The following is a 23,107-nucleotide window of genomic DNA, read 5'->3' on the forward strand; positions in this document are numbered from 1 at the left end:
GTTTTCATAGCTAATCTCGGACATTTTTTTGTGATAAAAAATTATTTATTGTAGTATGTTAAAGAGCTTTTCCCCTTCAACTTCTTCATGAACTGGACAAAGGCGGGCTGCAGATCCGAAAATAATTCCATATCGCGGTTTTTCATGAGGATATCGCCGAATAGTTTGAGTCCGATTGCAAATTGTAGGGTCTGTTCTTTTTCTTTAAATAGGCCTTTTTCGGTAAGGATATCAATGATCTTGAATACATTATCGTGATTTTGGAACGTAAATGCTGCAGGTTCCTGATCTACTGTTTCGCCTTTGTTGTCCTTCAGGTATTTGAAGGTAACTTCGTATTCATGTGCTCTTTTTTCACTCATCTTTTTTTGTTTAAAATGTAAATCTGATTGTATTTTAGCCGATCTTCACGGATGTCATTGTCAGTGACCCGCCAACGGCTTTGTCGTTAAATAAAATTGTTTCTTCGTTCTTGTCTTTTACGGCAAGGGCGTATAGTAAGGGCATGTAATGCTCCGGTGTAGGTACGGCCAAATGAAAGGGCTTACCTTGTTGATCGTATTGGATCAGGGACTTGTGGTCGTCGTTCAAGATAAACTGCTTCATCTTTTCGTCGGCTTCTAACGCCCAATCGAATCCAAAGGTTTTGTTTAATTGTCGCCAGGCGACCATGCGGAGGTTGTGTACCATATTCCCGCTACCGATGATCAACACACCTTTTTCGCGGAGTGATTTCAATTCTTTTGCCAACTCGTAATGGTACTGCGGGCCTTGGTAGTAGTCCAGGCTCAACTGGATGACCGGAATATCGGCCTGGGGATACATGTGCCGGATTACTGACCAGGCACCGTGGTCGAGCCCCCATTTGTCATCCAGTCCGACATCTGTTTTCTGGATGAGTGACTGGGTTGCTTTTGCCAGATCAGGGCTTCCGGGTGCTGGGTATTGTACCTCGAACAATTCCTTGGGAAATCCACCGAAATCGTGTATAGTAGGTGGATTTTGCATGGCAGTCACAAAAGTACCCCGTGTCTCCCAATGTGCCGAAATACAGAGTATGGCATTAGGCTTAGGTATGGTGGTGGCAATTTTTCTAAAGCCTTCTACAAATTCGTTTTCCTCAATGGCATTCATTGGGCTACCGTGACCTAAAAACAGTACGGGCATTTTCGCTGTGCTGTTTAAAGGTGCAGTCATTTTATTCAATTCTTTGAGTTTCATTGCTGCTCCTGCTAATGGTAATACTGCTAGTGTTTTTAAAAATTCCAACTGATTCATAAATGATACGCCAGCGTAAATAAATAATCTATTACAAAGGTACCCTCATTGATGAAGAGTAGGTAACAGTATTCAGAAAAGGAGTTGTAGTTTTAGGAAATGAGACTCCTCATTTCGGTACGAAAGGCCGTAGGAGTCTGCCCAGTTCTCTTTTTAAATACTCTGGTAAAATAGGCTTTCTCACGGTATCCCAGTTCAAAACCGATCTCGGATACCGTCTTATCTGTCGTGGACAGTAAGTTTTTGGCTTCAATCAGTTTTCGGGTTTCAATGATTTCCGACACACTTTGCTGCAGCACATGGTGGCAAATATTGTTGAGATTGCGAGCCGACATGAACAGTTTTTCGGCATAATAATCGACACCTACATTTCTTCGAAAATTTTCTTCCAGTATGGCTAAGAAGTTTTTGAATGTAATATTCTGTGTGCTGAGCTGGTCGTCACCATTATCCGGTTTTAATTTTCTCCGCTCAGACTCGATCATAGTAAACACTGTTCCTAAGAGCTGCCGGATAATGGCATAATCAGGCGAGGATTGCTTGATTTCTTCATCCATCATTTCGCAGAGTGTATCCAACCGCGTGAAGCAGGCATTCTCGGATAGTTCGATGCTGGCGTTGTCATGATAAAGGGAATACAGCTGAAAAATTGTCTCGGGAATAAATTCACTTTTAAAGCGAATAACCCACATGTGGCATTTACCATCCTTTATAATGGGTTTTACCCGGTGTACTTTCCCTTTCGTTACAAAACTGACAAATGGTGCATGGAGCACCGTCGACTTAAAATCTATAAAGTGCTCAAGTTGTCCTTCCGTGCTGATGATGAGTTCTTCAAAATCATGGTAATGGGGCTCGTTTTCCGAAGCAATAATCTTTTCGGCTTCAGAGGCGTCAACCTGAAATATTTTGAAAGTCTCGATCACGGTTATAAAAATATGAAAATTAGCTGATTAATTTTAAGTCAGCGACTTTATTGTAATAATATTTGTTACAATTAAAATTTATTTCTACCTTTGTACCGTTATGAACAATACAAGATTTGCAACGTTGATACATATCCTTACGATTTTGGCCAAAAATCCAGGTCAATGGGTGAGTTCGGACTGGATTGCCCAGAGCATACATATCAATCCGGTTATTGTTCGGAAGGAATTGAGTGTCCTGCAGGAAATGGGTTGGGTAATCAGTAAGAAAGGAAAGGAAGGTGGTTCGATGTTAGATGTTTCAAGTTGTGAAATTTCGCTGGCAGATATATACAAAGCGGTAAAAAATTCGAACATCTTGGGAAAGAAGAATCCTTGTACCAACACGGCATGTTCGATCGGAAAAAAAATCAACAAGGAACTGGAAAGCTTGTTTGCTGAAACGGACGATATTGTTTTTGATGCACTTCAACATCGAACTTTGAGAAGTTTTGTAGAGCAATTTGATTAATTTTTTTGAGCTAAAATGTAACACAAACTGTTACAAAATAGGAGTAAAAGTATAATCAGTGACAAGAAACTATTAAAAATATATATAAATATAAACAAATGAAAGTAGCAATTATCGGAGCAACAGGATTTTTAGGCTCCAATTTCGTAAAAGAAGCCAGCAGCAGAGGTTTGGAAGTGACAGCTATCGCCCGTAAGGCCGATAAGGTAGCAGGTGATCAGGTAAACAAGCTATCTCTCGATGTCAACAATGTAGATGAACTTGCTGAGGCTTTGGCTGGACATGATGTTGTCGTGAGTGCGTTTAATGCAGGCTGGACAAATCCGAATATCTATGGGGATTTCATTGCCGGATCTCAGGCTATTCAGCAAGCGGTGAAAAAATCGGGCGTCAAACGATTGATCGTTATCGGTGGTGCTGGCAGCCTGTATGTGGCCGAAGACCTGCAATTGATAGATACGCCTGACTTTCCAGCGGAATACAAACCGGGCGCATCTGCGGCAAGGGATTATCTGAACATTCTTAAGGAGGAAAAAGAACTCGATTGGGTCTTCTTTAGCCCTGCTATCGAAATGCACGCCGGTATCGCGACCGGGCGAACAGGAAAATATCGTTTAGGGAAAGATCATCCGGTTTTTGACGCGAACAACGTATCCCGATTGTCGGGTGAGGATGTAGCCGTAGTGATTTTAGATGAAGTTGAAAATCCGAAGCATCATCAGGAACGGTTTACAGCAGCGTATTAGGAATGAAGGGATTAATAATAGTCAAATAGTTTATTTAAGCAATGGAACAACGTAATTTAAATATCGGATTGTTAATTTTCCGGTTGAACTTTGGTGTGTGGATGCTTTTTCACGGTGTATATAAATTGATCAACGGTATAGGCGGCATCAAAGGGATGTTGGCCGATATTGGTTTACCGCACTTTTTGGCATACGGCGTGCACATGGGTGAGACTCTTGCGCCGATATTGATGATTTTGGGCTATAGAACTAAATTGGCATCGTTGGTGTATACCTTGGTGATGATTGTTGCCTTTGGTATGGCACATTTCGATAACTTCTTTGAACTCGGAAAATCGGGTGCATGGGCCCATGAAACGATAGCTTTATTCCTTTTCGGCGGATTAGGACTGACCTTTACCGGTGCTGGAAAATACGCATTGTCATCAATACATAAGTGGGATTAAACAATTAAAAAGAAAATGATATGAAAATAGAAATCTGGAGCGATGTGATGTGTCCTTTTTGTTACATCGGAAAACGGAATTTTGAAACGGCGTTGGAGCAATTTGTAGATAAGAATCATGTTGAAGTGATTTGGAAAAGCTTTCAGTTGGATCCCTCAATTCCTGAAGTTGCCGAAGAGAGTCAGGAAGACTATCTGATAAAGCGTAAAGGGATGGGTCGGGAACAAGTGAAGGAGATGTTGGCTTATGTGACGCAAACGGCTAAACACGTAGGGCTGGATTATAATCTGGATAAATCGGTTATGGTTAATTCAAGGAAGGCTCATCAGCTGATACAGTTTGCCAAAACGAAAGGTTTGGGAGATCAGGCGGAAGAGCGGTTATTCCAGGCATTTTTTACCGAAGGAAAAAATATAGCTGAGTTGGAGACCCTAACTCAATTAGGTAAAGACATCGGTCTCGATGAAAGCGAACTACAGAAGGCTTTTACAGATACGACGTACAATGAAGCCATGGAGCGAGACATTCAGGAAGCGCGTAATCTTGGTGTTACGGGTGTGCCTTTCTTTGTATTCGACCGGAAGTACGCGGTCTCAGGTGCACAGCCCACACAGGCTTTTTCTGAAACATTGACCAAATCTTTCACGGAGTGGAGGAAGTCAAATCCTGAAGTAAAATTGGATATTGTTCAGGGACAAAGTTGTACGACAGATGGGAGGTGTGATTAGAAGGTAAGGTCGGGAATGATCCAGTAAAACCTCTAATTTGGACGATACTCAATGATACTCCTAAACGAAAAAAAGTTGGTGTTCAGCGGTATCGCTTTAAACCAACTTTATTGCTTTTCTGTAGCCCGTAGGGAAAATCGAACACCATTTTTTGTCTAAAAAAATGACCATTTCAAGCCAAATCAAAATAAGTCATTCGCAGATGAAACACATTTTTCAATAGGTGTCTCTCCAAATCCGTTAGTATTCTTTGACTGAATGATATAAACATCTATTATTGAATTTCTTTTGCCATCTATGAGGTCTGAGTCCCTTTGAACTAATTCAGTATTCACAAAAGTATAAATAGAATCTATGCCTCCATCTCCTCCATTGTCAACTATTCCTTCTTCTAGCTCATCATACGATAGTTCAAAATTTTTCAATACTTGCTCAGTGACAAATAAATGAAAATAATCGTCTTCTTTTAACGATGATTCAAGAGATATTTTCTGCTGTTCAAGTAATGTGTTTAATATTATTTGCTGATTTGTTGTCATATTTTATGTCTTATTTTAAAATGAGGGCGAACTCACAAATATATAAATCTTCTACAACTAAAAATGCGCAGCAAAATACAGATCGACTTCTTTAAGATTAATTCTGGGAAATGTGTGTAAAAAACTAAATCTTTGTCTATATTATTTGTGCTATTTTTTGTCCAAAACAGCCCAAATCAAACCAAATTAATTCGCCCTATTTCGCGACCTATGGCATAAAAAAAGCACCAATCGTGTGTGATTGATGCGTTTTCTGTAGCCCGTAGGGGAATCGAACCCCTGTTTCAAGAATGAAAATCTTGCGTCCTAACCCCTAGACGAACGGGCCTTTTTATTTGGTGCTGCAAATATAGAATTCTTTTTTATAACGGCAAAACAATTTGGAAAAATAAGAGGAGTTTATCTCGTTTAGTAGAGGCTATGACAAAAATGGAGTGATAGCCATCATATCAACCCTGTCGTGCGACGCATGATAAAGGCATTGGTTGCCCTGTATAACGAGTACCTGTGGAGATTCGTGAACAACCTGCCATTTCTCCGTTATTTTGTTTGAAAGATCACGATGCTGAAGGAGGTCGAGATAATAGAATGGGATATGACTTGGAATGCGATCTGATTCGAACTCGAGACTCCGTTTCGCCATACCACTTACAGGACATCGGGTGCTGTGTTTGAAAATCACCGCGATCTCTGCCGATTCCCAAATGGCATCTAATTGGGCCGATGAGTTTAAATCAATCCAGTTCATGATTTATTTTGTTCTACTTTTCTTCTTGACATAGGTGCTGTATGCAGCGCAGTCAGACTGTAGGGTACAAGAGGAGAGGATCGCTGTTCCTAGAATCAATATACACCATAAAAGAACGATCGAACGTCTCATATTAATTTGATTTATGGATATGCGCCATTTGTATCGCTGTGATGGCTGCTTCCTCACCTTTATTGCCATGTTTTCCCCCGGCTCTATCCAAAGCCTGCTGCAGGTTATCTGTCGTTAGAACGCCGAAAATTACAGGTTTATTATGTTTTATAGAAACATTCGCGATGCCATTGGCGACCGCTTCACAGATGAAGTCAAAATGTCTGGTCTCTCCCTGGATCACACAACCTAAGCATATAACAGCATCCCACGCCGTATTGCGCAAAATCATATCTGCCCCAGATATCAGCTCGTAACTGCCTGGAACGTGAATAACCTGAATATCATTTTCAGCAACACCGTACTGCAGAAGACCATCAATGGCCCCACTCAAGAGTGCTCCAGTTACCTGTGCATTCCATTGGGATACAACAACTGCAAACTTAAGACCCGCAGCACGTTGTACATCAATATGAGAAAAGTCCGATAGATTTTTTAAGCTACTGGCCATAATAATAAGCTATTTAGATATTATCCCCCCTTAACGCTTGGCTTGTACACGTCCTAACGGACCGTCGATCGTAGAAGCTTCTGTGCTTTGTGGGAAATCATTCTTTATACGTGCATAAGCTTCTTCCGCTTTATCCAGCTCACCAAGTTGCTCATAGACTAATCCCAGTTTTTTCAGGAACAACGGCGTAGTGTAAGAGTTTGTAGCTTTAGCCACAGCTTTTTTATAGTAGTTCGCTGCGTTATTATAATCCTGGCTCTCCGAATAGGCGTCGCCGATTAATCCAGTGACCAATGGATCTAAAATTTCACTGCCCGTATCGCTATATTTTTTCAAATATTTGATAGCTTCCTGAAAATTTTGCTGACGTAAGTAAAGGCCGCCTAAGTATGCGTTTGCTATATTTGCAGAAGGTGTATTGGAGTATTCCTCGGCGATTTCCTTAAAGCCGATAAACGGTCCGTCGCCTTCAATGGCCTTATTCTGCAAAGAGTCAATTAAAGCAAATTCCTCGGCTTTATACATGGCATCAGCCGCTTTACCGGCACGCGGTTCTAAATAAAGCTTCTGGTAACCGATATAGAGTAAAATAAGAACAATAATTCCCCCCACGATAAAGACAATGCTTTTTTGGTTATCCTGGAAAAATGCGCCTTTTTTTTCTGTTTTATTATTCGTCGCTGGCATTAGTTTATATTTAATGTAAATTACGGAACGCAAAAATACACTTTTCTATATACTTTCCATATTTTATTCGCATAAAAATACTTCATATAGCGTGGTAGCGTGATGCCATGACATGTGCTTATGAGAAGGAACGTTATGCTATTTCGTTCGAATCGCTTTGTATGATATGTCCTTCGTCGAGCTGTTCGTAAACCGAATTTTGGCTTTTGAATTCCGGAACTATTGACTTCATATGTCGCACGACGTTGATGGTATGCTGGGTTGCCAATAAGGAGAAAAGTTCTTCCAGCTGCTGCATCACATGGTTATAATCGTTTTCCCGAACTTTTGCCACCATGATTTTTTCATGATAGGTCGGCAATGTGTTCTCCAGATCATTCAGCAGCTCTTCATACAACTTTTCGCCGGGTCGCAGACCTGTAAATTTAATATCGATGTCCTGATAAGGTACATACCCCGATAGTTTTATCATCTTCTCGGCCAGATCGACGATCTTGACCGATTTCCCCATGTCGAATACATAGATCTCTCCGCCATTGCCCATGCAGCCGGCTTCGACGACCAGCTGGCATGCCTCGGGGATCGTCATAAAATATCGGGTAATTTCCGGGTGAGTGACCGTGACCGGTCCCCCTTTTTCAATCTGTTCGCGGAAACGGGGAATAACCGACCCATTGGAACCTAATACATTTCCAAATCGGGTCGTGATAAATTTGGTGACATTCTTACCATAGGTAGTTGCCAGGTTGGCGTTTAAGGCTTGCACATAGATTTCGGCAATCCGTTTGGTCGCACCCATGATGTTGGTCGGATTTACCGCTTTGTCTGTGGATACCAGCACAAATTTCTGAACGCCATATTCTACCGATAATGTCGCTATATTATAGGTCCCCCAAACGTTTGTCTGGACACCCTCTATAGGATGATTCTCCATCATAGGCACATGCTTGTAAGCGGCAGCGTGGAAAACGACCTGAGGTCGGAATGTCTCGAAAAGAGCTTTCATACGCTCGATATTTTTAACATCGGCGATATAGGAATGGTACAGTTGATCCTTGAAGTTGTCCTGAAGATCGAGATGTAGGTTGTGTAAAGGTGATTCGGCTTGATCACATAACACGATCATCTTCGGATTGTACTTGCCCAGCTGTTTAGCTATCTCACTTCCGATCGAACCTGCGGCACCGGTTACTAATATGCGTTTTCCTTCCAATTGTTCCCGAATACACTCATTGTTGATAATGATTTGCGACCGTTCCAGTAAATCTTCAATCTTGACCTTCTGAATTTGATTGACGTTCAATCCTCCATTCATTATTCTGTTGATAGGAGGGAGGGTCAGGACATGGATATCATGTTCGAGACACTGATCAATCAGTGTAGACTTTTTGTCCGGAGCGATATGATGGGAAGCAAAAATAAGTTCGTCTACATCCAGTTTTTTAATCACTTTTCCCAACTCGTCGGAATTGAAAATTTTAATGCCGTCAATGGACTTGCCGATTTTATCATGATTATCATCGAGATATCCCACAATAATTCTGTTGGAAGTCGGGTCATGGTCAAAAGTTCGCTTCACTGCTATTCCAAGATCGCCTGCCCCATATACCAACACGTTTTTCTTCGTTTTCTTGATTGTCCGCGTGTATTGGAAGAAAACTTTAATAGAGGTACGATATGTGATCAATGCTAAAAATAGAAGTAGGCCATATACGATGATAAACTGTGTATTGATCAATGATGGGATGGCCAATGCAACGAGTACTAATTTAGCGGTAAATAGTAATGTCTGGGCAAAAAGTACGGTGGAGAGTATACGTATGGAATCTACAGCGCTGGTATAGCGGATAATGCCGCGGTATAGTCGAAAAGCGATAAAAGAAATTCCGGTAGCACTCAAGGTGAATAAAAATAATATCGCAGTGTCCCGCGTTCGGAATTGGACAAAACTAAAATTATGAAATAGAAGATACGCACATATAAAAGCGACAGCCGCAATGCATAGGTCTAGTGCGAAGATTATCCATCGAGGGACGATCTTTATATGGTTAATAACTTTTAGAATTTTCATGTTTTAAAAAAGGTTGTTAAACAAAGTTAATATAAAAAACATAGAAATAATTAAATAGTTGGCTATTCGAAGTGATTTATCTGCCATAATATCAATAGGATTCGGTAAATTTAGTGTCTTGTAACTACAGTAACCATGAATAATATGTCAAAAGCGGCCGGAGAGGTGCTAGGAGAGCCGAAGGAAGAGCGACAAGCAATCGCTACGTCCAGGAATAGTTTGATCATTGGAATCCCTAAAGAAATTGTCTTTCAGGAAAATAGGATAGCCTTGACGCCTTTGTCTGTAGCCCTGTTGGTCGAACATGGACATCAAGTGATTATCGAAACACAGGCGGGCGCGGCTTCCAACTTTATGGATCATCATTATAGCGAACAGGGTGCCCAGATTGTTTATGAGCGCGAGGCCGTATTTAAGGCGGACATTATTATTAAGATTGCCAGTCCGACCTTGGAAGAAGTGGGGTTGATGAAGAACAAGCAGATTTTGCTGTCCAGTCAGCAACCTTCCTTATTGGAAAGAAGTATCCTGCAGGCGATGATAAAGAAGCAAATTACGGCTTTATCTTATGAATATTTACAAGATGAAGGTGGACATCTCACTGTTGTTCGGGCGATGAGCGAAATTGTCGGTGCGACATCTATCTTGATTGCTGCGGAGTATTTATCCAACATTTTTGATGGTAAGGGGTTAATGCTGGGCGGTGTTACCGGCGTTCCACCGACAGAAATTGTTATTATCGGAGCAGGTACTGTAGGCGAGTTTGCGGCACGCACAGCCATCGCGTTAGGCGCGCAGGTAAAAGTGTTCGATAGTTCTGTCTATCGATTGAGACGTCTGCAAAATAATGTAGGTAGTCGTGTGTTTACCTCGGTGATACAGCCATTGATACTCAATAAAGCCGTACGTTCGTGTGATGTCGTCATTGGTGCTTTGCGTGCACGGAATGGCCGTTCGCCGTGTATAATCTCCGAAGACACCGTGTCGGGAATGAAACCGAATTCTGTGCTGATTGATGTTTCCATTGATCAGGGGGGATGTTTTGAAACATCAGAAATTACCTCACACGATAATCCGATCTTTCGGAAATATGATGTCATACACTATTGCGTGCCCAATATTGCATCGCGGGTAGCGCGTACGGCCACCTATGCGATGACCAATATATTTACGCCCATATTGTTGCAGATCGGGGATTGTGGTGGGCTTCGTAATCTGATCTGGACACATCAGGGAGTCCGTCATGCGGTGTATCTCTTCCAGGGAAGTTTGACGAACAAAGATATTGCCGAAAAATTCAACATGTCTTTTAAAGATTTAAGTTTAATGATCGTTGCTAATCAATAAAATTCCTTTTTATGTATAAGTATATTTGTTTCTTTCTTTGTATCGGTATGTCAGGTATAGTAATAGCTCAGGAAAAAATCGAACTCTACCCAGGAGGTGTAATTAACCACAAGGCTGGTATTGAATTGGGTGAAAACGTAACTGAATTTTATAGCTATCAACCTGCTAAGGTAAGTTCCGATATTGCTTTTTTAATCATTCCGGGAGGGGGATACGGCAAAGTGGCTATACAACACGAAGGGCATGACGTCGCCAAGAGGCTACAGGATTTGGGTTACGCCTCTTTTGTATTGCGATACAGGTTACCAAAGGCAGACCAACAGGAAGACAAGCGTATCGCGCCCATTCAGGATGCGCAGTCTGCACTGGCTTATATCCGGGCGCATGCTGAAGAGTTAGGAAATATAAGGTATGTCGGTGTTATCGGGTTTTCGGCCGGTGGACATTTGGCCTCTACGTTGTCGACACATTTTATGACAGATTACCGAACAGGCGCACCTGCAAAAATGAATTTACGTCCTGATTTTTCGATATTGGCCTATCCCGTCATCTCAATGGATGATAAAATCACTCATATGGGGTCCAAAAAGAATCTTATCGGGCCCGATTTTCTGGAGGACGATGTGCGTCGTTTTTCCAACGAGTTGAACATTAATTCACATACGCCTCCGGCATTCCTAATACATGCAGCCGATGATAAGGCTGTGCCTATCGCCAATAGCGAACGTTATCTAAATAAGCTCAAGTCTAGCGGTGTTGCGGCTGCTCTTTTTCGATACGAAACGGGAGGGCACGGATTTGGGCTAAACAATAAAACGGATAACCATAACTGGTTTAATGCAATGCTGGTGTGGGTAAATGACCTGCCGCTTGGAGAGTACTAAAAAGAAATATATTCCTTGACGACGATGTCTACCTTAGTATACTGGTCAAGTGTAGATGTCTCCTGCGCGATGGCATGCAAGGCAATCTCGTCGTCCCCAATGACGTACTCTCTATAGAATCCCCGAAACCGGATATCTTTGATTTCAAAGGGTGACTGTGGATTTTCACGAACGCTGATCCACTCCTGATGCACAGCGATAATACTGTTGACAGACAACCCTATCTTTTTCGCCTGTGTAGGTGTGAGTGTATTGCTTTTAGCTAATAAACGTGCCGTGTATGGGTTTTTGGGATGGAAATAAAGCGATTTGGGGTTTCCAAAATCGACAATCCGACCGTCTTTCAGGACGAGCAGATCGTCCGCCATACCCAATACTTCGGCAGGATCGTGCGATACTAAGATGACGGTAAGACCGGTGTCTTCGACTATTTTGCGGATATCCTGTTGTAGGGCATCCCGAAAGGCAGCATCCACTTGATTAAACGGTTCGTCCATCAAAAGCACTTCCGGCTCGTTGATAAGTGCGCGCGCTATCGCTACACGCTGCCGCTCGCCGCCACTCAGGTCCGCCACACGATGTTGTGCCAAATGCGCAATGCGGAGTCGGTCCAGTACTTCTTGTGTTTTACGGTTTTTGCCTTCGATATCGGTATTAGAGAGCTGTGACGCGATATTGTCCCATACCTTGGCATAATGATTGAGGTCGTCAAACCCCTGAGAGACCAGTTTCATGGCATCGTGGCCGGGAATGAGTTTGTCCTTTCTTGTCGGTACCAACCACCCTCGGTATCTTATCTCACCCGACTGGGGCTCCAGCAGACCGTAAATAAGCCGGAGCAGGCTGCTCTTGCCACTACCTGACTCCCCGATGATGGCCGTGATTTTATTTTCTGCTATGTCAAAGTCGATACCATCGACCGCTACAGTTTCTTTTGCTCCCTCAAAAGCCACAGTCACATTCCTTCCATGGATTAAGGACACATCTTGAAGTTGTGTGTCATTAAAAATAGATGTACAGGAAGCGGAAGAATTACTCATAAATATATCACGGTTAAAATCCAAGCGATGCCCCAAAGGCCATATTTTGCAGACCTTTCAGCTCTGGACTGTTTTCGAACATATCATTCAAGTAATATTTGGCGAATAAGCCGAACCTATCATATCCTACCCGAATAAACGGTCCATATTGGAATGTTGCTAAATTGTAATCATTTTTGAATTTCTGTTTACCGTCCTTTTCGCTTTTCAGACGTTGTGTACCTTTTAATAATACACCCGTCGTGAGGCCGAAAGCGATTTTTGATCGATTGCCATTGGCATATTTCCGACTTCGCCATTCAAAAGTCAACGGCACCCGTAAATAGGTCGAAGTGAGTATGTTCTTTTCGTAAGCGATCTCTTCAGGATCAATATCTTGATAAGACAGGGGCGACGTGTTGCGATCAAAGAGGATGTTTTTCTCCAGGCGGATATAGTTCCATTCTACGCCTGCAGAAAGAAAGGTTTTGAATTTGTCCGTAAAGCGAAGACCCGCCTGTAGGACGTCAAACCCGAAATTTGATGCTTTTTTGTAAGACAGAAATGTATTGTTCTCCGACAGCTGGAAAGATCCATTATCCATCAGTCTGGAGAAGCCCCATTCTATGCGGGAAAAAGTAAGGCCGCCATAGAGCCGCGGATAAGCTACGCTTACACTGTCCTCCTGTGCGGAGGCACGGTAGGTGAGCAGAAAAATGATCCCGAAAGTTAGGGCAGCAATTTGTCGTTTCATAAGCTCTACTTTTTTGTTTCGATAGTGATCGTCCGTTGTTGGTTTTCTGTAGCTTCCACAGCTATTTTGAGGTATTGTTCCGGCAGGAGGTTAGCGATTTTCTCCGGCCATTCGACAAAACAGTAATTTCCGGAATAAAAATATTCTTCATAGCCCAGATCGTATGCTTCCGATTCGTTTTTCAGCCGGTAGAAGTCAAAATGATAAAGTGTGCCCTTTTCCGCGCTGTATTCATTGACAATGGAAAAGGTTGGGCTGGAAGTCTGTTCCTGAACACCAAGTGTTACACATAATGCATGGATAAGTGTCGTTTTGCCTGCCCCCATATTTCCGTAAAATAAGAAGATTCGTTCTTCCGGAAATGTGGAGATAATTTCCTGCGCCACATCAGGCAGGTCGGACAGACTTTTTGCTACTAACGTCATAAAAGCAAAAATACCTATTTCGGTCTATAAGTTGCATACGGAATAATCATTTCTTCCAATGATATGCCTCCATGCTGGAATGTGCCGTTGTAATAGTTGACGAACTGGTTGTAATTATTGGGGTATACAAAATAATAGTCATCCTTGCTGAATACAAAGGTTGAACTGACGTTGATTTTGGGTAGCTGGGCAGCGTGTGGGTTTTTTATAACGAATACCTCTTTATCATTATAGTTGAGATTACGGCCCTGTTTGTACCTTAAATTCGTATTGGTGTGGCGGTCACCGATAATTTTTGAAGGTTTTTTTACGCGGATAGTGCCATGATCTGTCGTGACGATCACCCGTACCTGACGCTGTGATAACCATTTAATGAGGTCCAACAGGGGCGAATGTTCAAACCAGGAGAGCGTCAGCGAGCGATAGGCCGCCTCATCATTCGCCAGTTCTCGAATCATAGCCATATCGGTACGTGCATGTGAAAGCATATCCACAAAATTATACACCAGCACATTCAGATCATTATTGAGCAATCTGTTGGCATTATCAAGCACTTCTTTTCCCTGCTCCAATGTCAGTATTTTCGTGTAGCTATGTTTGATTTCCGGCCGGTAGAGCCGCTTGATCTGATCCGCAAGGAAGACGTCTTCGTACATGTTTTTTCCACCTTCATCATCGTCATTCTGCCAGTGTTCAGGGAACCTTCTTTCCATTTCCAAGGGCGTCATCCCACTAAAAATAGCATTTCGTGCATATTGCGTTGCTGTGGGCAGAATGCTGAAATAGCAGGTCTCCTCTTCCAGATGGAAGTAATCGGTGATGACATCGTTTATCTGTTTCCATTGGTCATAACGCAGATTGTCGACCAGAAAAAGGAATGTCGGATAGTCGGGACTCAGATCGGGAAACACCTTCTTTCGGAACAGCTGATGGGAAAGAATAGGACCTGTCTCCGGATCATTCATCCATTGCAGGTAATTGCGCTCGATGTATTTGGAAAAAAGCGTGTTGGCCTCTGACTTTTGCGTCGTAAGAATTTCATGCATACTTTCATCCTCCAATTTTTCCAGTGATAGTTCCCAATAGATCAATTTTTTATAGGCTTCCACCCATTCCTCGTGGGTCAGACTGTTGTTCATAATCATGCCTAGATTCCGAAATTCCTGCTGGTACGCCATAGATGTTTTTTCACTGACCAGGCGCTTGTTTTCCGTAAACTTCTTGATCGTCAGCAGGATTTGCTTGGGATTGACCGGTTTGATAAGATAATCATCAATCTTAGCGCCGATAGCATCTTCCATAAGATGTTCCTCTTCATTTTTGGTCACTAAGACTGTTGGAATAGAGGGATTGATCGATTTTAAAATATTTAATGTTTCGAGTCCCGTAAGTCCGGGCATATTTTCATCCAGAAACACGATATCAAAAGGTTCACTTTTAAAAGCTTCCACAGCATCGTTCCCGTTGTTTACCGTCGTTACTTTGTAATTCCTTTCTTCCAGCAACAGAATATGTGGTTTCAGGAATTCAATTTCATCATCTGCCCAAAGAACGTGCATTTTAGCCATGGTAATTATTTTAGTTGATTTTTTAATATATTGAATTAATAGTAAAGTGAGGAATTTTTATATTTCATTCACATAAAAATACTGTTTTTAGACCAAATACATGTTTGATATAAAGAATGCAGCCGATTTTTAACATAAATTAACTGCAATGTATGTATCTTTGCGGCTATCTTAGTACGTCCATTTTTATTTTAGAATCTATCACATGGTATAGACTAGTTAGCTTAAATATTCGCCTCTTGAACAAAAAGAAAATAATCAATGATCCAGTATACGGTTTTGTGTCAATACCGTCGGGTTTTATCTTTGATTTGATTCAGCACCCTTATTTGCAGCGGCTGAGGAATATTAAGCAGGTCAGTATGACCCATCTGGTTTATCCCGGAGCATTACATACCCGTTTTCAGCATGTGATCGGCGCAATGCATCTGATGCAGCTGGCTATCGATACGCTCCGCACGAAGGATGTTTTTATCAGTAAGGAAGAGGAAGAAGCCGCGCTGGCAGCCATTCTGTTGCACGATATCGGCCACGGGCCGTTTTCTCATTCCTTAGAACATACCATTATTGAAGGCGTATCGCATGAGACGATCTCGCATTTGTTGATGGATCAGCTCAATGCGGCATTTGGTGGTCAACTGGATTTAGCCATTACCATATTCAATAATCAGTATCCCCGTAAGTTTTTACACCAGCTGGTATCCAGCCAACTCGATACCGATCGCATGGATTATCTGAACCGGGACAGTTTTTTTACAGGTGTCTCGGAAGGCGTGATTTCGTTTGATCGTATCATCAAGATGCTACATGTCCAGGATGGTGAACTGGTCGTGGAATTGAAAGGGATATATTCTGTCGAAAAATTTCTGATTGCGCGTAGGCTGATGTACTGGCAGGTCTACCTGCATAAGACCGTTATTACGGCCGAGCAAATGCTGATAAAAGCTTTGGCGCGGGCAAAAGAATTGAGCAATGCGGGTATGGTGCTTTTTGCTACGCCGGCTTTACATCATTTTATGGTCAATAAGATCACGGCCGAAAATTTCAAGCAACAGGCGGTACACTTACACTGGTTTACCAAGCTGGATGACAACGATATCTTATCCGCATTGAAGGTTTGGGTAGATCATGAGGATTTTGTCTTGTCCACGTTATGTCGGAAACTGCTGGACCGTGAATTGTTTCGGACGGCGATGCGGAGCAATGATTTCGACGCCGATGAAATGAGAAATATACGATCACGGGTCAAAGATTATTTCGGAATAACAGCGCATGAAGTCGATTATTTTGTGTATCATCAGGTTATCCGGAATAATGCTTACGATGCGGAACAGGATCCGATCAGAGTCGTCAACAATAAAGGCGAACTGATGGATATTGCAGAGGCCTCCGATCTTTCTAATCTCGAAGCCTTGGCAAAGAGTGTAGAAAAATACGCGGTGACGTATCCAAAAGAAATAGGTATAATTTAAAAAGAGGTATTAAAAAATAATTTTTTCTTTAGAAAAAGATACATTTGTAAATTGATGCAATTTTCAGCAGAACAAATAGCAGCTTTAATACATGGTAAGATTGAGGGCGATCCTCACGCTGTTGTAACCCAATTGTCAAAAATTGAGGAAGGTGCAGCAGGTAGCCTTTCTTTTGTGTCCAATCCAAAATATGAGCACTATCTCTATTCTACACGTTCGACTATCGTTATTGTAGACAAGACGTTGCACTTACAGAAGCCGGTACAGGCTACATTAATCCGGGTAGATAATTCATATTTGGCATTCACGCAGTTATTGAAAGCCTATTATGGTTTCAAAACCGAGCGTGAAGGTAGAGAAGACAATCACTTTATCCATGAAACAGCACAGATCGGAGCGGGTGGATATATCGGTGCTTTTGCCTATGTGGGTAAAGAGGCTAAGGTTGGAAATAATGTCAAGATTTATCCGCATGTATATATTGGCGACAATGTTGTTGTAGGAGATAATACGACGTTATACCCCAATGTGACCTTGTATTACGATACCGTCGTGGGACAAGATGTAATTATACATGCCGGTGCGGTAATAGGGAGTGATGGATTTGGGTTCGCCCCCCAAAAAGATGAGACTTACGATAAAATACCCCAAATCGGTAATGTCGTTATAGAAGACCGTGTGGAGATCGGCGCCAACACCGTGATCGATCGGGCGACAATGGGTTCTACCGTAATCCGACAGGGCGTGAAGCTCGACAACCTTATCCAGATTGCCCATAATGTAGAGGTAGGTGAAAATAGTGTGATCGCCGCACAGACAGGTGTATCGGGCAGTACAAAAATTGGAAAGCATGTGGTATTAGGTGGGCAGGTTGGGATTGTAGGGCATGTCAATATCGCCGATGGTAGCCAGATACAGGCGCAATCGGGTGTAAATCGAAGCATTCTTATTAAAAATGCAAAATGGGGTGGGGCGCCATTTGCCCCTTATATCAGTGAAATGCGGTCGCAGGTGATATATACGAAGCTTCCGGATTTGGAAAGAAGGATTTTGGCCTTAGAAAAAAAGTTAAAAAATCAGAAATAACTGTAATAAAATTTAACATCACGTATGGAAGAAATGAATGCCAAACAACGGACCATAAAGTCGGAAATTTCAATTTCAGGAATAGGGTTACATACGGGGAGGTCGGTAACCTTGACCATTAAACCTGCCCCTGAAAATCACTGGTTTAAATTTCGGCGCGTTGATTTGGACGGGCAACCGACAGTAGCTGTAGATGCCGACAATGTATCGGATACTTCCCGGGGGACTACCATTTCCGAAAATGGAGCTTCTGTAAGCACGATAGAACATCTTATGGCTGCTTTGGTGGGGTTGGAGGTAGACAATGTACTGATTGATATTGATGGACCCGAAGTGCCTATTCTGGATGGTAGTTCGGCCCCCTTCATAGAAAAATTGTTGGAAGCAGGGTTCGCAGAGCAGGAAGCGGATCGGGATTTTTATGAAATCAAGGAGAACATCCACTATGTGGAAGCTGAGCGCAAGGTCGAAATTGTAGCCATGCCACTGGATGGCTATAGGCTGACCTGTATGATCGATTTCAACTCTCCCGTATTGGGCAGCCAACATGCGTCGATCAGCAAGATCGACGAATTTAAGAAAGATATCTCGTCTTCACGAACCTTTTGTTTTCTGCATGAGTTGGAGGCCTTGGTAAATAATAATCTGATCAAAGGTGGCGATTTGTCGAATGCTATCGTTATAGTGGACAAGGAAGTGAGTAAGGGTGAACTTGATAAGTTAAAAAGCTTGTTTAATAAAGAGGTGACAGTGGCAGACGAAGGTATTTTGGATAATATTCAGTTGCGGTATCAAAATGAACCCGCACGGCATAAGCTGCTGGATATGATCGGCGATCTTGCCTTAGTAGGCCGCCCTTTAAAAGGCCATATTATGGCTGCCCGGCCGGGACATGCGGCGAATGTGGCTTTTGCGAAACGCATTAAAAATCAAATCAAGCGGGATAAGAGCAAGAAGAAAATAAATATGTACGATATCCACGCGAAACCGGTCTATGACACGGTAGAGATTATGAATATTCTCCCGCACCGGCAACCTTTTTTAATGGTCGACAAAATATTGGAGCTTTCGGAGACTCACGTTGTGGGGTTGAAAAATGTGACGATAAATGAAGACTTGTTTATGGGACATTTTCCCGGTGCTCCGGTTTTTCCGGGTGTGCTTCAGATTGAAGCGATGGCGCAGACAGGAGGTATTTTGGTATTAAATACCGTTCCCGACCCTGAAAACTGGTTGACGTTGTTTTTGAAAATCGAAAATGCTCGGTTCAAAAACCAGGTTCATCCGGGAGATACGGTCATCTTCAGCTGTGAGCTACTGGAGCCTATACGTCGGGGAATTGCCCGGATGAAAGGAGTTGGTATGGTCGGGGAGAAGATCGTCAGTGAGGCAGAACTCATGGCTCAAATTGTGAAAGTAAAATAAATAATAAATGATACAACCGTTGTCATACATCCACCCGGAAGCCTCAATAGCTCCTAACGTGGTCATCGAACCATTCAGTACCATACATCGCGATGTGGTCATAGGAGAAGGTACCTGGGTAGGCCCTAACGTCACCATCATGGATGGCGCCCGGATCGGCAAGAATTGCAAGATCTTTCCGGGGGCTGTTATTTCCGGCGAACCGCAGGACTTGAAGTTCGAAGGAGAAGTGACTACCGTAGAGATTGGTGATAACACCACGATACGGGAGTGCGTGACCATTAACAGAGGGACCAAAGACCGCTATAAAACAGTAGTGGGAAAAAATTGCTTAATACAGGCCTACAGTCATATCGCACATGATTGTTTGATAGGTGATAACTGTATTTTTTCGAACTCCAGCACCTTGGCCGGACATATTACCGTCGGTGATTATGTCGTATTGGCCGGTCTGGTTGCCGTGCATCAGTTCTGTAAAATCGGTTCGCATGCTTTTGTGACCGGAGGTACGCTGGTGCGAAAGGATGTTCCTCCTTTTATCAAGGCTGCTCGTGAACCGATTTCCTACGCCGGTGTGAATTCGGTAGGTCTACGGCGAAGAGGCTTTTCTCCCGAGCAGATCGCGGAGATCCAGAATATCTATCGTGTGCTCTTTGTGCAGAATAGAAATCTAAGCAAGGCTTTAGATCTCGTTGAAGCGGAATTTGCGGCTACCGAGCTGCGGGATGAGATCTTAATGTTTGTGCGCAGCTCGGATCGAGGCGTAGTACGAGGGTTTAATCAAGGTAAAATAAGTGTTTAATACTAATAGCGACTGCTTATTGACTATAACTTTACACAATTTAGGTAGAAGGTTTGATCAACAATGGATCTTCAGAAATATAAACTATACCTTCTCTTCTTCAAAAAAATATGCTATTCTCGGACCCAATGGATCCGGCAAATCGACTTTACTCAAGACGATCGCGGGGCAGTTGTCGGCCAGTGAGGGGCGTGTTGCGTACCTCCGCTCTGCTGATCGTGAAATCCATGTGGACGATATCTATCCGTATCTTGTTTTTGCTGCACCCTATATGGAGTTGATCGAAGAGTTTACCCTGACAGAAATGATAGACTTTCATTTTAAATTCAAATCTATGTTAGAAGGGTTTGATAAGCCGGCAATTATCGCCCATCTGGCCATGGAAGATGCGTCCCACAAGCAAATTAAGTACTTCTCCTCCGGAATGAAGCAAAGGCTAAAACTCGCTTTGGCTTGCTTTTCCGCTTCTGCTATTTTGCTGCTGGACGAACCGACCAGCAATCTGGACGTCGAAGGTGAGAAATGGTATCGGGATCTGATCGATCGTACCTGCGCAAATCGCCTGCTTATCATTGGTTCAAACCAGGAGAAGGAGTATGATTTTTGTGATGAGTTTATTCGTGTGATGGATTATAAGTAATTATTGTCCTCGTGCCGGACGGGCAGGTACTTTTGTCTTGCCAAAAGGTACCCAAAAACGCGTCGCTGTACCGGCTCGCTACATCGTCTCTTCCTTCCTGCCATCCGCGACCCGCTGAGGCGACATTTTTAGGTCTCTGTGCGGATTCTGCTTTTTTTCTCAAATCTCGTGTCTCAAATCTCAATTATCCTACGCCGGTAGAAAGACGGCCTAGGACTGTACAGCGTTAAGAAAACATCCGAGTGCCCGTATAAAACAGATCGAAAAAATGGAGCAAAGCGCAATGGCTCCGATCTGTTTAGGGCAAAAGGACTGTTTTTAGCGTCGTACCGTCCAAGCCTTGATTTGTTTGCTTCTTTATTCATCAAGGAATAAAGAAGGGTCCTCCCGGCCTGAGGGACCATAGTACTTTTTAATTCAATCGAGTTTTCATATTTTTGTGCAAAGAAGAAACAAAACAGAAAATGGCTAAAGCTTCAGAAGTAAAAACAGGAAACGTACTTCGTTTTAATGGTGAGTTAGTAACGGTAGAAGAATTTATTCATCGGACACCGGGCAATTTACGGGCATTTTACCAAGCGAAAATGCGGAATGTAAAGACCGGGAAATTGGCAGAATATCGCTTTCGTGTGGATGAAGCTGTGGAAATTGCACGGGTGGAAACGAATGATTACCAATACCTGTATGAAGACGGTGATTTTTTCGTGGTCATGGATAATAACACCTACGAACAATTTAACATTCCAAAATTTTTGTTCGGTGATACGGCACGATTCTTGAAAGAAGGTATGAACGTTATCGTTGCTTTTGAGAGTGATGAGCCTATCATGGCACATGCTCCGACAACGGTAGAATTGGAAATAACATATACAGAACCTGCGGTAAAAGGGGATACTTCTACGAGTGCTTTGAAGAATGCGACCGTAGAGACAGGTGTAGAAATTAAAGTACCTCTGTTTATCAATCAGGGCGATAAAGTTAAAGTGGACACCCGTACCGGCAATTATGTCGAACGGGTAAAATAAAGAAATAGGTTTAGGTTGATTATTCGGTCTTGTAAGCGCTCTGCTGCAAGGCCGTTTTTTTTTGGCGGCAATTTTCTTCACCACGTGTCACCAAAAAACTTGAGTGATGAATCTGAATTTTCTCACGAAAAAATTTGAATAGTTACCAATTTTTGGTAGATTGATAAAAAGTATAGGAAAATGAAGAATACATCCATTTCACTTGGAGACTATTTTCACCAGTTCGTAAGTAGCCAGATAGCAGCTGGACGATACAAAAATGCAAGCGAAGTTATTCGGGCCGGACTTCGGCTTTTAGAAGACGAAGAAAGTAAAATTACCGCGTTGAGGAATGCTATACAAGAAGGGATTGACAGTGGAATTGCTCACGATTTTGACCGGGACAAACATCTTCAAGAATTAAAAGCAAAAAGAAAATGCAATGGCTAAATATAAATTGACTAATAAAGCCGTTGAAGATTTAGCTAAAATTTGGAATTACACATTTGACACATGGTCTGAGAAACAAGCAGACAAGTATTATGATATGTTACTTAACAACTGCCAGCACATTGCGAATGACCCAAACATGGGGAAAAACTATGAAGGAGTAAAGGAGGAACTCTTGGGGTTAAGAGCAAATCGACACATTATATTTTATAGGAAATTAAGTGCTGATCTAATTGAAATAACGAGAATTTTGCATGAGCGAATGGACTTAAAAAGTAGAATCAGCGAATAAAGGACTATTACCAACAAGGTATTGGAATTTTTTATTACTTTATTGTATATGACCAAGGAAAACCTTCGTAAGCTATACAAACAGAAACGGATTGATTTATCAGCAGCAGAGTGTCAAACCTTAGATCGTATGCTGTTAAGCCACTTGATAACATTGGACTGGAGTACCTGTCAGTACCTGCACGTCTATCTTTCCATTGCGAAGTTTAACGAGCCTGACACGATGCACTTAGTCAATTGGCTTCGGGAGAACTATCCGAATATCCACATTGTCGTTTCCAAAGCTGATCCGGAAAGTAGCGTGATGGCCAATTTTCTATGGGATCAAAATACACAGTTCCAAGTTAATCGTTGGGGCATACCCGAGCCTGTTGCAGGCGAGCTCGTAGACGAACAGTTGATTGATGCCGTACTTGTCCCTCTGCTTGTTGCGGATACACAAGGTCATCGCGTTGGATACGGAAAAGGGTTTTACGATCGGTTTCTGGCACGGTGCCGTTCTGACGTTCGGACAATAGGTTTGAGTTATTTTGAACCGGTAGAAAGGATCGAAGACGTCGGGGTTTGGGATATGCCGTTAAAATATTGTATTTATCCGGGAGGGATATATCGTTTTTAAACAAGAGCGGGGCTTTTTA

Annotated in this window: 27 protein-coding genes and 1 tRNA gene; 15 read left to right on the top strand and 13 right to left on the bottom strand. The window is 42.5% G+C overall.

Translation table 11 applies throughout. From position 1 onward, the window contains the following. Positions 1–41 precede the first annotated feature (41 nt). From G5B30_RS10520 to G5B30_RS17560, 3 genes are all read right to left on the bottom strand, one after another. Positions 42–362 carry a DUF3861 domain-containing protein gene (locus G5B30_RS10520; protein WP_165319956.1) on the bottom strand — a complete coding sequence of 107 codons (321 nt, stop codon included), beginning with the start codon at positions 360–362 and terminating at the stop codon, positions 42–44. Between the two features lie 34 nt (positions 363–396). Continuing rightward, a complete protein-coding gene (gene ygiD, locus G5B30_RS10525; protein WP_240903182.1) occupies positions 397–1,197 on the bottom strand; it encodes a 4,5-DOPA dioxygenase extradiol in 801 nt (266 codons plus the stop codon). A gap of 173 nt (positions 1,198–1,370) precedes the next feature. Beyond that, complete coding sequence (locus tag G5B30_RS17560) at positions 1,371–2,204, bottom strand: helix-turn-helix domain-containing protein (protein WP_165319958.1); 834 nt, start codon at positions 2,202–2,204, stop codon at positions 1,371–1,373. A 100-nt stretch (positions 2,205–2,304) separates the two neighbouring features. Here G5B30_RS17560 and G5B30_RS10535 point away from each other — a divergent pair, with 100 nt between their 5' ends. From G5B30_RS10535 to G5B30_RS10550, 4 genes are all read left to right on the top strand, one after another. Then, positions 2,305–2,715, top strand: a complete 411-nt coding sequence (locus G5B30_RS10535) for an Rrf2 family transcriptional regulator (RefSeq protein WP_165319959.1) — start codon at positions 2,305–2,307, stop codon at positions 2,713–2,715. Positions 2,716–2,813: 98 nt separating this feature from the next. After that, positions 2,814–3,461, top strand: coding sequence for an NAD(P)-dependent oxidoreductase (locus tag G5B30_RS10540; protein ID WP_165319960.1), 648 nt, complete (start codon positions 2,814–2,816; stop codon positions 3,459–3,461). A 41-nt stretch (positions 3,462–3,502) separates the two neighbouring features. Continuing rightward, positions 3,503–3,907 (top strand): DoxX family protein, encoded by a 405-nt coding sequence (locus G5B30_RS10545; protein WP_165319961.1) that lies wholly within the window; start codon positions 3,503–3,505, stop codon positions 3,905–3,907. A 20-nt stretch (positions 3,908–3,927) separates the two neighbouring features. Continuing rightward, positions 3,928–4,635: a DsbA family protein gene (locus G5B30_RS10550; protein WP_165319962.1), complete on the top strand. Its 708-nt coding sequence runs from the start codon at positions 3,928–3,930 to the stop codon at positions 4,633–4,635. A gap of 182 nt (positions 4,636–4,817) precedes the next feature. Here the strand turns inward: G5B30_RS10550 and G5B30_RS10555 are convergent, their stop codons facing one another. The 6 genes from G5B30_RS10555 to G5B30_RS10580 all read right to left on the bottom strand — a co-directional run bounded on the left by G5B30_RS10555 (position 4,818) and on the right by G5B30_RS10580 (position 9,131). Continuing rightward, positions 4,818–5,174, bottom strand: coding sequence for a hypothetical protein (locus tag G5B30_RS10555; protein WP_165319963.1), 357 nt, complete (start codon positions 5,172–5,174; stop codon positions 4,818–4,820). A gap of 256 nt (positions 5,175–5,430) precedes the next feature. Further along, positions 5,431–5,502 (bottom strand) — tRNA-Glu (locus G5B30_RS10560). Positions 5,503–5,592: 90 nt separating this feature from the next. After that, positions 5,593–5,922: a bacillithiol system redox-active protein YtxJ gene (gene ytxJ, locus G5B30_RS10565; RefSeq protein ID WP_165319964.1), complete on the bottom strand. Its 330-nt coding sequence runs from the start codon at positions 5,920–5,922 to the stop codon at positions 5,593–5,595. Between the two features lie 133 nt (positions 5,923–6,055). After that, positions 6,056–6,544 carry a 6,7-dimethyl-8-ribityllumazine synthase gene (gene ribH / locus G5B30_RS10570; RefSeq protein ID WP_165319965.1) on the bottom strand — a complete coding sequence of 163 codons (489 nt, stop codon included), beginning with the start codon at positions 6,542–6,544 and terminating at the stop codon, positions 6,056–6,058. A gap of 30 nt (positions 6,545–6,574) precedes the next feature. Continuing rightward, complete coding sequence (locus G5B30_RS10575) at positions 6,575–7,231, bottom strand: tetratricopeptide repeat protein (protein ID WP_165319966.1); 657 nt, start codon at positions 7,229–7,231, stop codon at positions 6,575–6,577. 133 nt (positions 7,232–7,364) lie between these two features. Further along, positions 7,365–9,131, bottom strand: a complete 1,767-nt coding sequence (locus tag G5B30_RS10580; protein ID WP_410528443.1) for a polysaccharide biosynthesis protein — start codon at positions 9,129–9,131, stop codon at positions 7,365–7,367. 306 nt (positions 9,132–9,437) lie between these two features. Here G5B30_RS10580 and G5B30_RS10585 point away from each other — a divergent pair, with 306 nt between their 5' ends. Beyond that, the gene (locus G5B30_RS10585; RefSeq protein ID WP_165319968.1) at positions 9,438–10,649 is read left to right on the top strand and encodes an alanine dehydrogenase; all 1,212 of its coding nucleotides are present in this window, start codon (positions 9,438–9,440) and stop codon (positions 10,647–10,649) included. Between the two features lie 47 nt (positions 10,650–10,696). Next, on the top strand, positions 10,697–11,533 hold the full coding sequence (locus tag G5B30_RS10590) for an alpha/beta hydrolase (protein WP_240903183.1): 837 nt from the start codon (positions 10,697–10,699) through the stop codon (positions 11,531–11,533). Here the strand turns inward: G5B30_RS10590 and G5B30_RS10595 are convergent. From G5B30_RS10595 to G5B30_RS10610, 4 genes are read right to left on the bottom strand one after another with little or no spacing between them, the layout of a single operon-like run. Next, a complete protein-coding gene (locus tag G5B30_RS10595; protein WP_165319970.1) occupies positions 11,530–12,573 on the bottom strand; it encodes an ABC transporter ATP-binding protein in 1,044 nt (347 codons plus the stop codon). The genes G5B30_RS10590 and G5B30_RS10595 overlap by 4 nt on opposite strands. Before the next feature lie 13 nt (positions 12,574–12,586). Beyond that, positions 12,587–13,306, bottom strand: coding sequence for an outer membrane beta-barrel protein (locus tag G5B30_RS10600; protein ID WP_165319971.1), 720 nt, complete (start codon positions 13,304–13,306; stop codon positions 12,587–12,589). 5 nt (positions 13,307–13,311) lie between these two features. Then, positions 13,312–13,731: a tRNA (adenosine(37)-N6)-threonylcarbamoyltransferase complex ATPase subunit type 1 TsaE gene (tsaE, locus tag G5B30_RS10605; RefSeq protein ID WP_165319972.1), complete on the bottom strand. Its 420-nt coding sequence runs from the start codon at positions 13,729–13,731 to the stop codon at positions 13,312–13,314. Between the two features lie 14 nt (positions 13,732–13,745). Then, on the bottom strand, positions 13,746–15,299 hold the full coding sequence (locus tag G5B30_RS10610) for a bifunctional response regulator/alkaline phosphatase family protein (RefSeq protein WP_165319973.1): 1,554 nt from the start codon (positions 15,297–15,299) through the stop codon (positions 13,746–13,748). 239 nt (positions 15,300–15,538) lie between these two features. Here G5B30_RS10610 and G5B30_RS10615 point away from each other — a divergent pair, with 239 nt between their 5' ends. The 9 genes from G5B30_RS10615 to G5B30_RS10655 all read left to right on the top strand — a co-directional run bounded on the left by G5B30_RS10615 (position 15,539) and on the right by G5B30_RS10655 (position 23,088). Next, positions 15,539–16,771, top strand: a complete 1,233-nt coding sequence (locus tag G5B30_RS10615; RefSeq protein WP_240903184.1) for an HD domain-containing protein — start codon at positions 15,539–15,541, stop codon at positions 16,769–16,771. Between the two features lie 54 nt (positions 16,772–16,825). Then, positions 16,826–17,857 (top strand): UDP-3-O-(3-hydroxymyristoyl)glucosamine N-acyltransferase, encoded by a 1,032-nt coding sequence (gene lpxD / locus G5B30_RS10620; RefSeq protein ID WP_165319975.1) that lies wholly within the window; start codon positions 16,826–16,828, stop codon positions 17,855–17,857. 33 nt (positions 17,858–17,890) lie between these two features. Next, complete coding sequence (locus G5B30_RS10625) at positions 17,891–19,282, top strand: bifunctional UDP-3-O-[3-hydroxymyristoyl] N-acetylglucosamine deacetylase/3-hydroxyacyl-ACP dehydratase (RefSeq protein WP_206367097.1); 1,392 nt, start codon at positions 17,891–17,893, stop codon at positions 19,280–19,282. A gap of 7 nt (positions 19,283–19,289) precedes the next feature. After that, positions 19,290–20,084, top strand: a complete 795-nt coding sequence (gene lpxA / locus G5B30_RS10630) for an acyl-ACP--UDP-N-acetylglucosamine O-acyltransferase (RefSeq protein ID WP_165319977.1) — start codon at positions 19,290–19,292, stop codon at positions 20,082–20,084. Positions 20,085–20,103: 19 nt separating this feature from the next. Then, positions 20,104–20,724 (top strand): ATP-binding cassette domain-containing protein, encoded by a 621-nt coding sequence (locus G5B30_RS10635; RefSeq protein WP_165319978.1) that lies wholly within the window; start codon positions 20,104–20,106, stop codon positions 20,722–20,724. A gap of 464 nt (positions 20,725–21,188) precedes the next feature. Then, complete coding sequence (efp, locus tag G5B30_RS10640) at positions 21,189–21,749, top strand: elongation factor P (RefSeq protein WP_165319979.1); 561 nt, start codon at positions 21,189–21,191, stop codon at positions 21,747–21,749. Between the two features lie 180 nt (positions 21,750–21,929). After that, positions 21,930–22,178, top strand: a complete 249-nt coding sequence (locus G5B30_RS10645) for a type II toxin-antitoxin system ParD family antitoxin (RefSeq protein ID WP_165319980.1) — start codon at positions 21,930–21,932, stop codon at positions 22,176–22,178. Further along, a complete protein-coding gene (locus G5B30_RS10650; RefSeq protein ID WP_165319981.1) occupies positions 22,171–22,470 on the top strand; it encodes a type II toxin-antitoxin system RelE/ParE family toxin in 300 nt (99 codons plus the stop codon). The genes G5B30_RS10645 and G5B30_RS10650 overlap by 8 nt, the downstream gene beginning before the upstream one ends. A gap of 48 nt (positions 22,471–22,518) precedes the next feature. Next, positions 22,519–23,088, top strand: coding sequence for a 5-formyltetrahydrofolate cyclo-ligase (locus G5B30_RS10655; protein ID WP_165319982.1), 570 nt, complete (start codon positions 22,519–22,521; stop codon positions 23,086–23,088). Positions 23,089–23,107: the final 19 nt, after the last annotated feature.

This window comes from Sphingobacterium sp. SGG-5 (assembly GCF_011043525.1).
Taxonomy (GTDB): domain Bacteria; phylum Bacteroidota; class Bacteroidia; order Sphingobacteriales; family Sphingobacteriaceae; genus Sphingobacterium.